Origin of the sequence: Mesorhizobium sp. M4A.F.Ca.ET.020.02.1.1 (assembly GCF_004022645.1) — a bacterium.
Taxonomy (GTDB): domain Bacteria; phylum Pseudomonadota; class Alphaproteobacteria; order Rhizobiales; family Rhizobiaceae; genus Mesorhizobium.
This window is the reverse complement of the sequence record NZ_RZOI01000110.1, coordinates 1-11819: the sequence shown is the minus strand read 5'-3', so window position 1 is coordinate 11819 and position 11819 is coordinate 1. Positions and strand designations below refer to the sequence as shown.

General features: G+C 62.5%; 13 protein-coding genes and 1 pseudogene. 7 read left to right on the top strand and 7 right to left on the bottom strand.

What is annotated here, in order from left to right; translation table 11 throughout:
• The 4 genes from EN742_RS10290 to EN742_RS10275 all read left to right on the top strand — a co-directional run.
• Positions 1-519, top strand: a 519-nt coding sequence (locus EN742_RS10290) for an ATP-binding cassette domain-containing protein (protein WP_128332761.1), incomplete at its 5' end; no start/stop codon positions are given.
• A complete protein-coding gene (locus EN742_RS10285; protein WP_127423155.1) occupies positions 516-1424 on the top strand; it encodes a branched-chain amino acid ABC transporter permease in 909 nt (302 codons plus the stop codon). The genes EN742_RS10290 and EN742_RS10285, both read left to right, overlap by 4 nt.
• The gene (locus EN742_RS10280) at positions 1421-2395 is read left to right on the top strand and encodes a branched-chain amino acid ABC transporter permease (protein WP_189363233.1); all 975 of its coding nucleotides are present in this window, start codon (positions 1421-1423) and stop codon (positions 2393-2395) included. Before EN742_RS10285 ends, EN742_RS10280 begins: the two co-directional genes overlap by 4 nt.
• A gap of 5 nt (positions 2396-2400) precedes the next feature.
• Complete coding sequence (locus EN742_RS10275) at positions 2401-3690, top strand: FAD-dependent oxidoreductase (protein WP_189375256.1); 1290 nt, start codon at positions 2401-2403, stop codon at positions 3688-3690.
• Between the two features lie 267 nt (positions 3691-3957).
• On the opposite strand, the gene EN742_RS10265 is transcribed toward EN742_RS10275, so the two are convergent.
• From EN742_RS10265 to EN742_RS10260, 3 genes are all read right to left on the bottom strand, one after another.
• A complete protein-coding gene (locus tag EN742_RS10265) occupies positions 3958-5145 on the bottom strand; it encodes an acyltransferase (RefSeq protein WP_128332760.1) in 1188 nt (395 codons plus the stop codon).
• 350 nt (positions 5146-5495) lie between these two features.
• A complete protein-coding gene (locus EN742_RS40000; protein WP_281034950.1) occupies positions 5496-5621 on the bottom strand; it encodes a hypothetical protein in 126 nt (41 codons plus the stop codon).
• Positions 5590-6159 (bottom strand): hypothetical protein, encoded by a 570-nt coding sequence (locus tag EN742_RS10260; RefSeq protein WP_128332759.1) that lies wholly within the window; start codon positions 6157-6159, stop codon positions 5590-5592. The genes EN742_RS40000 and EN742_RS10260 overlap by 32 nt, the downstream gene beginning before the upstream one ends.
• A gap of 35 nt (positions 6160-6194) precedes the next feature.
• On the opposite strand from EN742_RS10260, the gene EN742_RS10255 reads away from it, so the two are divergent.
• Positions 6195-6647: a nuclear transport factor 2 family protein gene (locus EN742_RS10255; protein WP_245487588.1), complete on the top strand. Its 453-nt coding sequence runs from the start codon at positions 6195-6197 to the stop codon at positions 6645-6647.
• Between the two features lie 54 nt (positions 6648-6701).
• Here the strand turns inward: EN742_RS10255 and EN742_RS10250 are convergent, their stop codons facing one another.
• From EN742_RS10250 to EN742_RS39265, 4 genes are all read right to left on the bottom strand, one after another.
• Positions 6702-7943 carry an NAD(P)/FAD-dependent oxidoreductase gene (locus EN742_RS10250; protein ID WP_128332758.1) on the bottom strand — a complete coding sequence of 414 codons (1242 nt, stop codon included), beginning with the start codon at positions 7941-7943 and terminating at the stop codon, positions 6702-6704.
• A gap of 740 nt (positions 7944-8683) precedes the next feature.
• A complete protein-coding gene (locus EN742_RS10240; RefSeq protein WP_127420349.1) occupies positions 8684-9508 on the bottom strand; it encodes a plasmid partitioning protein RepB C-terminal domain-containing protein in 825 nt (274 codons plus the stop codon).
• Positions 9505-10089 carry a hypothetical protein gene (locus tag EN742_RS39270; RefSeq protein ID WP_245492288.1) on the bottom strand — a complete coding sequence of 195 codons (585 nt, stop codon included), beginning with the start codon at positions 10087-10089 and terminating at the stop codon, positions 9505-9507. The genes EN742_RS10240 and EN742_RS39270 overlap by 4 nt, the downstream gene beginning before the upstream one ends.
• Positions 10083-11066: a recombinase family protein gene (locus EN742_RS39265; protein WP_245492287.1), complete on the bottom strand. Its 984-nt coding sequence runs from the start codon at positions 11064-11066 to the stop codon at positions 10083-10085. Before EN742_RS39265 ends, EN742_RS39270 begins: the two co-directional genes overlap by 7 nt.
• A gap of 128 nt (positions 11067-11194) precedes the next feature.
• Between EN742_RS39265 and EN742_RS10230 the strand changes: the two are divergent.
• A pseudogene (locus EN742_RS10230) lies at positions 11195-11395 on the top strand (type II toxin-antitoxin system HicB family antitoxin); the annotation flags it as partial.
• Between the two features lie 211 nt (positions 11396-11606).
• On the top strand, positions 11607-11819 hold a 213-nt coding region (locus EN742_RS10225), incomplete at its 3' end, for a YMGG-like glycine zipper-containing protein (protein WP_128332757.1).

Below are 11819 nucleotides of genomic sequence, written 5' to 3'. Positions count from 1 at the left end.
GCCTTTGTGCCGCAGACCGAAAACGTCTTTCCAATGATGTCGGTGGAGGACAATCTGAAGGTCTCCTGCGGCATTTTCGAGCGGCGCGAGGCGCCGGGCCGTGTCGAAGAGATGTACGCCATGTTCCCCGACTTGGCGCGCCAGCGCCGAGCCGCGGCCGGCAATCTTTCCGGCGGGCAACGGCAAATGCTGGCCGTGGCGCGAGCGCTGATCGTCCATCCCAAGGTGCTGGTGCTCGATGAGCCGTCGGCCGGCCTGTCGCCGAAATTCGTGTCGATGGTGTTCGAAATGCTTTCGGCCATTCGCAAGTCCGGCGTCACCATCCTGCTGGTCGAACAGAACGCCAAGGCAGCGCTCGCCATCGGCGACCGCGCCTATGTGCTGGTCGAGGGCAAGGATCGCCATGAGGGCGTTGCCTCCGAACTATGGAACGATCCGGTTGTGGCCGAGCTCTATCTCGGCCAGCGCCCTCTCAGCACAAAGAAGACGGGGCACGCCGAGAACGGAGGCGCGGCATGAGTCTGCAATTTGTCGTCGACGGGTTGCTGACCGGCTCGATGATCGGCCTCGGAGCGATAGGCGTGACGCTGACCTACTCCATTCTGCGCTTCTCCAATTTTGCCCATGGCGACTTCATGGCCTGGGGCACCTATGCGACGCTCGCCGTCGTCAGCGCCATCGGCGCGACCTTCGGCAAGGTGGCGCCGATCGCGCCCCTCTCCTTCGGCTGGCCACTCCTGGTCGCACTTGTTGTCGGCATGGCCTTCACAGCGCTGCTGGCACTGCTCCTCGACAAGGTGCTGTTTTCGCGGCTGCGCGCGCAGGGCCAGGCGATCATCGTGGTGATGGCGAGCTTCGGCGCCTCGATGGCGCTGCGCAGCCTGCTCGAATTCACCTTCAGCTCGCGGCCGACCTATTTCAGCCGGGCGATCCAGATCGCCATGCCGGTCGGCTTCGGTATCCGCATCACGCCCGACCAGATCGCCTTGCTATTGCTGACCATCGTGCTGGTTCTCGGCGTGCATCTCCTGATGACGCGCACCCAGATCGGGCGCGCCATGCAGGCGCTCAGCCAGAATGCAGCTCTTGCCCGCATCGTCGGCATCGACGTCGCCGGCGTGGTGCGCGTCACCTGGATCCTTGGCGCGGCCCTTGCCTGCGTGGCCGGCGTGATGATCGGCATTTTGGTGCAGATCCGCCCCTTCATGGGTTTCGACATGCTGCTGCCGATGTTTGCCGCCGCCATCCTCGGCGGCATCGGCAGCATTCCGGGCGCAGTGCTCGGCGGCCTGATTATCGGAATCGCCGAAGCCGGGGCGGTGCAATTGATCGGCGCCGAATGGCGCGCCGCCGTGTCCTTCATCATCCTGATGGCGGTGCTTTTCGTGCGGCCGATCGGCCTTTTCGGAGTTCGGGAGAGATGATCGACCTCGTAGGCTACGGCGCATTCTTCCTGACCACCGCGCTGATCTTCTCGCTGGTGACGCTCGGGCTCAACCTGCAATGGGGGCTGACCGGCCTGTTCAATGTCGGGCTCGCCGGCTTCGTCGCCATCGGCGCCTACACCTCGGCCTTGCTGACCACGCCCGACGATGCCGCACGCGTGGGCGGCTTCGGCCTGCCGATCCTGGCCGGCTGGCTTGGCGCCATGGTCGTCGGCGGTATTGCCGCCGCGCTGACCGGCATCGCCACACTGCGTCTCAGGTCCGACTATCTTGCGATCACCACATTCGGCGTCGCCGTCGTCGTGCAACTGGTCGCGCTCAACGCACAAAAGCTCACCGGCGGCCCGTTCGGCATCGGCTTCATTCCGCGCCCCTTCGGCAGCCTCGCCGAGACCCCATTGCTGTTCAACCTCTCCAACCTTGCCATCGTCTGCGCGGTCACGCTGATCGTCTATCTGGCCCTGGAGCACCTGTCGCGCAGCCCGTGGGGGCGGGTGCTGAAGGCGCTGCGCGAGGACGAACGCGCGGCGATCTCGCTCGGCAAGAGCGCGCGCTTCTACCGGGTCCAGGCTTTTGCCGTCGGCGGCGCCGTCATGGCGCTGGCCGGCGCGTTGCAAGCGCATTTTACCGGTTTCATCGCGCCCGACAATTACCTGCCGATCCTGACCTTCCAGGTCTGGGTGATGCTGATCGTCGGCGGCTCGGGCAGCAATACCGGCGCCGTCGTCGGCAGCATCCTGGTGTGGGCGATATGGGCAGGATCGGGCACCATGACCAGCATCCTGTTCTCGCCCGAGCAGCAGGCACGCGCCGCTTCGCTGCAAATCGTCGCCATCGGCGTGATGCTGTGCGTCATCCTCCTGGTCCGGCCGAACGGCCTGTTCGGTGAACGGCCGCGGCGAATGCGCTTCGGCAAGCGAGCGAAGGCCACCGCCAGCGAGAGGTCCTGAACCCAATGGCGCGACAGGAAGCGCTTTCGTTGTGGCACGCGGTCAGTCGCGATCGCCTTCCCCGGCCAGCGCTGGAAGACAGGCTCGATGTCGACCTTGCCATCGTCGGCGGCGGCTTTACCGGTGTTTCGACGGCCCTGCATGCCGCCGCCAAAGGTCTTTCGGTGGCTGTCCTCGAAGCCGAAATCATCGCTTGGGGGGCGACCGGCCGTAATGCAGGCTTCGTCGTGCCGAACTTCGCCAAGATGGATCCGGACGCCATATCCGCGCATCTCGGCCCCCAGCGCGGCGAGCGGCTGATCGAATTCGCCGCCGGCAGCGCCGACCTCGTCTTCGGCCTCGTAGAGCGGCATGGCATCGCCTGCGACGCCGTGCAGAACGGCTGGATACAGGCGGCGCACTCATGGGCTGCTCTCGAAAAAATCCGATCCCGCGCGAGGCAATGGGCGGAGCGCGGCAGGCCGGCCGTGATGCTGGACCCCCAGCAGACCGAGGCGTTGACCGGTGCCTGTGGTTATGCCGGCGGTTGGATGGACCACTCGGGCGGGGTGCTCAATCCGGTCGAATTCGCGCGCGGCTTGGCCGATGCCGCCGAAAAGGCCGGCGCGCGGATTTTCGAGCACACGCGCGTCACATCGATCGACCGTGCGTCCGACGGCTGGACGCTGAAGACGCCTTCGGGTTCACTGCGTGCCGGCAAGGTGCTGATCGCCACCAACGCCTATGGCGGAGGGCTCAACCCGACACTGCGGCGGACCTATTTCCCGCTGAAGGTTTTCCAGATCGCGACACAGCCCTTGCCCCCGAAGGCGCGCCAGCGCCTGCTGCCAGGCGGCCAGGGTTTTTCCGACACCAGACGCAATCTCATCACCTTCCGCTTCGATGCCCAGAACCGGCTGATCAGCGGCGGCATGCATGTGGTGAGCGCGGGCGCCGACGGGCGCGTGCCGCAAATACTCTGGCGGCGAATAGCGCGGTGTCTGGAGCTGCCTGACCTGCCGCCGCTTGAGTATAGTTGGTCGGGGATCGCCGCCGTCGAACCGGATTTCCTGCCGCATCTGATCGACCTCGGCCCAAGTCTGATCGCCGCGCGCGCCTGCAACGGGCGCGGCATCGCCATGACCACGGCCATGGGCAAGGTGCTGGCCGACTGGGCGGCCGGGACAGAAGCGCGGAGCCTACAGCTGCCATTCGCGCCGGCAGCGCCGATCCCGTTCCACGGCCTGCTGCGCTATGCGCCCAACATGCTGTTGCCGTGGAGCATGCTGCGCGACCGGCTGGATCGGACTGGGTAGGGGAGGTTCCGACGGTCGCGGTGATCGCGACCTCGTCGCCGACTTTGATGCTGCCCTTCGCGCTACGCTAGCCGCAGCTGGCTGCGCATCCGCCGGATCGAGGCGTTCACCGCCTTTCTCGAGGCGGGCAACCGGAAGGCCTCCGACGTGATCGAGATATCGCCCGGCTGGACCGCTATTGGAAGGCGACCTGTCCGAACTATCGCTCGGTCGACTTCCCCGACTTCAAGCTCTCCCGCGGCAGCACCGACGAGCAAATCTCCGTCGTCATCGCCGACCAGGGGCTGGATCATGTGCAGCGGCCGACGCCGGCGTCGTTTCCAGCATCGTCTTGCGGCCGAAGCGCTGGACGACGAAACGGCCAGCCTTCTGGCCCGGAATCTCGATCAGGTTATAGGTGATCCAAGACAGCAGGCTAACCGTTGGCAGGACAATGAGAAGGACGATCGCGAAGCGAAGCGGCGCCACCAGATCGTGGCCATATTGCGTGATGACGAAAGCCGCGACCGGTTGGAGAACCAACAGATGGATCAGGTAGATGCTGAAGGAAAGCTCTCCCATCAGATGAAAGAACCGGTTGCCGAGCGTCGTGGCTATCCTTGCTGCCACGACGCCCGCCATTCCCGGCAGAATCCGATAGAGAACAAGAGCAAAGAAGCCCATCACCAGCACTTCGCGCATCAGCAGCTTTCCCGGCCCATATTCGCCGCCATAGGGCAGCGCCCCCAACAGCATGGCCAACGCCAGATAGAGAATGGGCCGTGGCCGGCTCTGATGCAGAACGCCGGCCAAAAGCATCCCGCACAGGAATACCTGCATCTTCAGCGCCAGGAACGACGGCATCGGAAAATGCACCGACATTTGCCCCATCGCAAACACGACGAGGCCGCCGAGCGCCGCGATCAGCACGGCGCTCCGTATCCAGTCGAGCCTGCGGACAAGCAGCATGACGGCCGGAAAGACCGCGTAAAACTGCATCTCCAGCCCCAGGCTCCAGTCGGGAAGCGGCGTGCGGTAGGCGAAATTCGGCAACAGGCCAAACAGGAACAGAAGATGGGCGACGATGTTCTTCAGGCCGCTGTCGAGGTAACGCTCGGGCGCCTGATGCGATCTCAGCAGGAAGTCGTCGATGACCGTCCTGGATTCGTAGAGATAGGGCCCGAGCGCCAGCGCCAGGAAAAGCATGACATAGAACAGCGGCGCTATCCTGAAGTAGCGGCGTGTCCAGAATTTCAGCCAGGTCTCCGGACTTTGCCAAGGCTCCCTGTCCTGGCGAAGCTGGTAGTGGAACACCATCAGGAAACCGGACAGCATGATGAAGAGATCAACGCCGAGATCCGGTTCGCCCAGGACCGGAACACGCCAGCCGGTCAGAAGCAGACAGTGCCCGACAAGCACCCACATCGCGGCAAGCGCCCGAAGCCCGTCCAGGCATTCGACACGGGATCGGGTCATGCGAACTCCTTGAGAGCGGGAGCTTCAGCAATGCAAATCGTTCATCAAGGCAGGCCGGTGGCCGGGATGATACTGACACGCCAAAACCCCGTGCAGAAAACCCCGCCGCGAGGAGTTTCGAGCCGGTGCGCTGATATCGCAATGCAACAAATTTAACGCAGTGCAACATGAGCGGAGGTTTTGGGGGACCCGGGAGGAAAGGCGGAGGCCGGAACTGCCGATCTCCCCCTTGTGTCCCTCGCGGGGGAGATCAGCCATGTCACCGCCGCTTCACCAGCCGCGCATGCCGGCGCCAGTACCACCAGTCCAGCACGCGCCGGCGAAAGCTTCGCTTCATCGCGGTCATGGCGTCAGACTCCGAGCAGCACGCGGCGACGACCGGCGAGATCGCCGGGCGCGAGGTCGGTCTTGACCGTGGAGAGCGTGCCCTGGCGCTGCTCGAGCTCAGCCCGCAGCGCAGCCTCGCGCGCCTGCACGTCCTTGTCCTGCGCGGTCGGCGTCGGCGGCAGCGGCTTCAGTTCCGGCGGTTTTTGAAACAGACACATTTTTCCACGTTTCCCTTGTCCAGTCATAGAGGAAGAAATCTTCGCCGTTCTTGCCGTAGCCCGGCAGGCGGCAGCGTTGCGTGGCGCCGAGCCTGTCCAGCCAGCGCAAGGCAAGATTGTTCCCGGCAAGCGCCCTCGCCTCGACCCGCCAGGCGCCCCTGGCCGCGACCTGGGGGCCAAGCACGGTATGAAAGAAGCGCGTGATCTGAGGCACGCAGCGCCGCATGCGGCGCGTGCCCCAGCTCCAGGCGATCCACAGCCCGCCGCGCTGCTCGGCGGCGCCGAAGCCGGCCTCCGGATTGCCGTCGAGCTCGGCGACATGGGCAATGCCCTGCAGGGCAGTGAGCGCCAGCAGCGCCGGCGTCCAATGGTCGAGCTGGCAGTCGATCTCGGCGCGGTCCTCGGGGCGCAGGTTGGCGGCGATGTAGGAGAGATCGCGCAGAGTGGCGGGAATGATGCGGAGGGGCATGAGCGGGGACGCGTTTTGCGGGAGCCTCGGAGACCTTGACCGGCATCGCCGCCGGTGACCTACTTCGATCATCGAACGTGCACGTTATCTGCTATCCGACCGGAGGAGACGGGCGAATGGACATTCGATCGACGCTGACGGAGCTATGCGAGGCCTTCAACGCCCACGATCTCGATCGCATCATGGCGTGCTTTGCCGACGACTGCGTCCTGGAGATGCCGAGAGGCAACAAGCCATGGGGTTCCCGCTTCGAAGGCAAAGCGAAAGTTCGCGATGCGCTGGCCACACGCTTCGAAGGCTTGCCCGACGTTCACTATGGCAATGGTGAGCATTTCGTGGACGCGACGGCCAATACCGGCATCTCGAAATGGACCCTCACCGGCACCACCCGCGAAGGCGTGAAAAAGGAAGTCCGCGGTTGCGACTTCTACACGTTCCGCGACGGCAAGGTGATCCGCAAGGACTCGTACTGGAAGATCGTCGAGTAGCAGCTGGGGCGGCAAACGAAACGCTCAACCGAATTGCGGTGACAGTGCACTATTTTATGGCTGATCAGCCCGAGTTAACATATGGCCGACAAATCGACGCGCTTCGTCTTCGACAGCCATAATGGTGCCTGACCGGCGTGTGGACGCAAAATCAAGTCCGGCAAAATAGATTCCGGGGACCGGGGCAATGCCATCTTCGTGAACCGGCTGACGTCGCTCGTCGAGAGCGCCGGGTATATCGATCCAGCTGAAGTCGCCCTCGAAGCCCGTGCACCAGACAATCGCTGAAATGTTCCGCTCAACGAGATCGAGCGACAGAATGGGGGGCCGGGGTAGGCGCGGAGCGACCGCCTCCGCCTCGTCCTCAACGGGCGCAGGAGCGTTGAGACCATTACATCTGATAAATTCATCGATACGGCTTTTGAACTGCGCGGAAATCTCGTCGCCGAACCGAATGTTTTCGAGAACGTCGTCGGTGAAGACGAGCCGACCGCTATCCACTCCGACAAATCGTCCCAGCAGCACAACGCCCTGCGCGCTGAGAGATTGCAGGCTTATCGTGTGCAACGCGCCAAGCATGGGCCGAGCGGCAACGCGGCCGGACGGATCGACGAAATCCTTGCGGGGCACGTCAAACAATCCGGTCTTCACCAACCACACGGCAATGTCGTGCCCGCGATAGCGTCGTGGCAGACGGCCAATATGGCCCGCCGCAAGATAAGTCTCCCGGCCCGCCAGGATCAGGTCTTCGGCGATCTGGCAACCTGACTGTGCGCTGCCGACGACAAGCACGGCTCCGGCTGGAAGGTCGCCGGCATTACGGTAGTCTGAAGCGTCAAGCTGCACTGGCCCGCCCCTCAACGCGGAGGCCGAAGGCGGCCGACGCGGGCGGTTCAGGCTGCCGCTGGCGACAACCACGTTTTTCGCCAGCCACGTCTGCTCCGGCGTCACAACGCGAAAGAGCCCGTTACTTGCTTCCAGTTTTGTGACCGAGGCGCCGGTGCGAACCGGCAGTCGGCGCCGCCGCGCATAGTCCTCGAGCAGCGTCACAAACCCTGTATGCGTCATAAACCCTTCAGGGTCCGCGCCATCGTAACTATCGCCGGGCATCACGCTGTACATGTTGGGAAGATTGAAGTGGAACGAGTCCCAACGTTGGGTCCGCCACGTTTCGCCGACGCGCCCGCGCTCCAGGACGCAGTGCCGCATATCGGCCTGCGCCAGCGCATAGCTGACGCCGAGACCGGCCCACCCAGCGCCCACGACCACGGCATCAACAACGCCCGCTTCGTCCATGGCAGCTTCCTCCCACGGTAAGTATTATCATGGAAGGCGGGAAAACGGGCAAGCAAGACGGACATCTGGCGGTGCAGCAACCACTGACTTAGTCGAAAATGACCCGCGTCGCACAGCCAAGCTGGAACGGGACGGATTCGAACCTCGTCATGGGAATGCGAGAGGTGGTTCGCCCAGGTCAGTAACAATGTGTCGAGGCGGAGTTCGGCCCGCGGCTCACTCCGCGGGCGGCGTGCCGGCCATGCGCCTGTCAATTCGCACCGTCTTCAACAGCGTCTCATGCGGTGATCGCACGATGGCGATATCAGCGGGCCGACGATGCTTAGATGCAGCCGCTCCGCTGCCGCCAGGAATTGGCTTAGTTGCTCGGTGCTGCTTGGTGGTCGCCTTAGTAAAGGGCGGCCTATGCTAAGTTGCCACCGAATGTTGTCAGGCGGCGTCCGATTCCGTATATCCCGCAGGCTTCTTCGCCCCGCCCGTGCCGTCGCACTCAGCGCATGTCAGTGTAATTCCAGGACATTTGTGCTGATGCGTGCCCGCCGGGCAGCAATGGCCGTTCGAGCTTCGCCATCTCGGACAATCAAACATCGTGCCGGTACCGCCGCAGCCTTGGCACTCGCCAATCTTAAATAACGCCAACCCCATTTTCGCCCAACCCTGCATGCGCTGCCTGGCAACGCCGCTACCCACGTTTAGACCGCAGCGGGTCCCCACCCCCTGATGACATTACCGTAGGGCAATTAAGGATTTTCTAAAACAGGGAATCTGGGAGTTGTCTCCAATCCCTGTTGAAATGCCGCAAATTGTTCTGGGAAACGAGGGGCGAGATACCGCACCACCTTGGGACTGTCCATCAGGCGGTTGATATACCCTCGCGCCGCCACAAGTTCGAGACTCCACGAGCCCCAGCGCTCGGCGGCGTTTCGGAACTCCTGGCTCAACTCGGCAAACTCAATTTCCATAGCGGTCAACCGTACGGCATCAATGCCAGCGAACTGCCATCGCGGCGTCGAAGGGTCCGCAAGCTGTGACTGCGGCGTGAGGGCGATGAAAACCCTTGCGGTATTGAGCTTTACCCTTTCCAGCGCAACCATGAGTTGGGCGATCTCGATCTGCCGGCTTGGCACGACCTGGCGCAGCAGGCCGAACATTTTTGGCGGAACGACGCAATCCTGCAAAAGCTCAAGGACTTCCGGGCAAATTCCTCCGATAAGCTGCTTGCTCGTCGTTTCGCTTTGGTTCGGTTTCGCTTCGGCGATGGGGGCAGTCAGGCCCACAATTCTATCCGCCAGTGTCGCTGGCATCAGCACGAAACCTTCCGACTTCAGCAGGTCTCGAAACATGTCAACGGCCAGCAACTGGCGGAATGCTTGCACAACGATATCTAGCCGCTCCCGCAACGCTTTCGCCTCGCCAATGAAGCACCGCATTCGATCGGTCAGCTTTCTATACGTCTTAACAAACGGGTACTTCTTCAGCGTCCTGGCCGGCTCGCGCAAATCGCCCGTTAGATGAATTGCATGTCGGCTGCTCTTCAAGATGGGAGAGGCTTCAGCTTGCGTCATGCTGCTCTTCCGATGGGTGCCCGTTTTGCCAATTCGACCAACGGCGCCAGAGACGGGAATAGGAAGGCGTCAAGGCGCACGCCGTTGTTTGGGGAAAGCATGGGCGGTGCCTGCTCGGCTTCCCAGGCCGGCGCAATGAAATAATCGCGAACCGTTGCATTATCGGGCAGCACCCGGATCAGCACCGAAACGTCACCCCCCAACAGCCGGCGCTTGCGGAATGGCCAGTGAGAGTATCCGTAAGGCGAGGGCCGGCAGCGGGCGATCCACATGGCGATAGTGAATTCCTCATTGACCCTCACAAGCTTGGCATTGGAGTCGTAATCGGCCACGCCTCCGGCGTGGCCGATTGCCGCCACAAGATCCTGAATGATTTCAAGCCGTCGCCGATGAAGCTGGGTTATGACGTTGAAGTAGCGGTAGTTCGCCGACGCCTCATATCCAACCAGGTCGTAAGCCGCCTGCAGCGTTCCGAAGCGATGGATGTACATGCTTTTCGTCGAAAGGCCGGGCGTCGCGTTGATAATTGAGCCCGAGAGCGATCCTCGTTCATTTAGAAGCTTGGAAAGGTCGGCTAGCAACTGAACGTTGCTGATACGGGTGCACGCGTCTTTGCAACGGCTCGGGCACGCTCGAAAAGCTTTTGGCTTATCAGCGGCACCGACACGTTGTCCGCACGAATCCATGCACTGGGTGGATTCTTCACCCTTCTGGTATGCAGCCTTTCGGACGTCCGGTTCCAGACATTGTTGCCGATGTACTTCTCATTGGTCAGGATCGAGCGCACGGACGCGGTCGTCCACAGCCGGTCCAGGTCCGTGACGATGCCGCGCTCGTTCAAATCTCTCGCGATTTGGACTTCAAGCCTGCCCTTCACAAACTGCTTGAAGATCCAGCGCACCGTCGCGATTTCCGCTTCGGGTCCGGGCACAAGGATGACACGGTCGGACGCCAGGGCCTTCCATTCATTGCGCTTGAGGACTGCTTTCGGCTTTCCTGCAGCATCGACGAGCAGGCGCCGCAAACCATAGCCAGCGTAACCGCCGCCGCGAAAGCCCATCTTGACCGCTCGGGTTTGACCGATGAAGGTCTTCTGCGAGAGCATCCGGCTCAGCTCGGCGGCCATGCTGCGTTTGATGGCTTTCAGCACATCGGATCCGACGCTGCCGTCATTCGCAAACTGCTCGGCGCAGTACTCGATCCGCACGCCGGCCATTTGGCATCGGTATTCATACGAAGCGCTTTCATCTATGTTCTGAAAGCGCCCCCAGCGGCTGACATCGTACACGACGACCGTTTCGAAATCCGCTTGCCCGTTTTCAACATCCTCCAACAGCCGGCGCAGCCCCGGCCGTCTTTCAATGTTCAGGCCGCTTCTGCCGGCGTCCTCATAGGTGGCGACAATGTCGTAACCCATGAGGTCGGCATAGACCTCGATAGCATCCCTCTGATTTTCAATGGAGTAAGTTTGCCGGTCGGTTGACATACGCAGATATTGCGCCGCGCGAATACGTCGCCTCCCCGAAGGAGGGCCGCCAGTCGCTGCACCCTTGTTCATCGCCTCGCGCCGTCGTACCGATACTTCAGTCTAGCAATTGGCGACATGCGGCTTGGTTAGGAATAACGGTCCATTTTATGTCGAATTCCTCACTTCTTTCGAGGAGCATCGACTCAGGCGCGGAGGATTTGCGGCACTACATCGGACTGATCCACAAGGAAGCGGACAGCGACTTCGGCGTATCCTTCCCGGACTTTCCAGACGTGCGGGTCAACGTCACCATGCCGGAGGATGTCCTCCACCAGATCAACCAATATGCGGAACGTCATGGTTGCAGTCGCTCCGGCTTTCTGACTGCCGCTGCGAAAATGGCGATGCGGACCGAGGCGGCCTTGCGCTTTCGCAACCTGAATCAAGTCGAAACGTTATCGTGCTGTTCGCGCAGGGCGTTTGCGGTTTGGCGACCACGATCCTCAAGAGCCGAGAAACCATGTCTTACTTCGTGAGGAACACCGCCTACGTTCCGCCGCAATGCGCCAGCAACTGGCAACCATTCGCCCCCAATTTCAGTCTCTGGGGCGCTTCAGAGGAGTTCTAGAGATGATCATCAAGAAGGCTATTCTGGCCGTGCTCATAACCGCGGCCCTTGCCGGCTGCGAGACGCAGACCGAAAGCCAGCAGCGGGCCACCACCGGCGCGCTGGTCGGCGGCGCCGGCGGCGCGCTGGTCGGCCAGGCGATCGGCGGCAACACCAAGAGCACGGTCATCGGCGCGGCCGGCGGCGCGCTGCTCGGCGCGGGCGTCGGCCCGGCC

Excerpts from the sequence above, each read along its gene's own strand:
- EN742_RS10265 (WP_128332760.1), bottom strand. The coding sequence starts at position 5,145 with ATGACCCGATCCCGTGTCGAATGCCTGGACGGGCTTCGGGCGCTTGCC.
- EN742_RS10250 (WP_128332758.1), bottom strand. The coding sequence starts at position 7,943 with ATGGACGAAGCGGGCGTTGTTGATGCCGTGGTCGTGGGCGCTGGGTGG.
- EN742_RS10260 (WP_128332759.1), bottom strand. The coding sequence starts at position 6,159 with ATGCCCCTCCGCATCATTCCCGCCACTCTGCGCGATCTCTCCTACATC.
- EN742_RS10240 (WP_127420349.1), bottom strand. The coding sequence starts at position 9,508 with ATGACGCAAGCTGAAGCCTCTCCCATCTTGAAGAGCAGCCGACATGCA.
- EN742_RS10280 (WP_189363233.1), top strand. The coding sequence starts at position 1,421 with ATGATCGACCTCGTAGGCTACGGCGCATTCTTCCTGACCACCGCGCTG.
- EN742_RS10285 (WP_127423155.1), top strand. The coding sequence starts at position 516 with ATGAGTCTGCAATTTGTCGTCGACGGGTTGCTGACCGGCTCGATGATC.
- EN742_RS10275 (WP_189375256.1), top strand. The coding sequence starts at position 2,401 with ATGGCGCGACAGGAAGCGCTTTCGTTGTGGCACGCGGTCAGTCGCGAT.
- EN742_RS39265 (WP_245492287.1), bottom strand. The coding sequence starts at position 11,066 with ATGAACAAGGGTGCAGCGACTGGCGGCCCTCCTTCGGGGAGGCGACGT.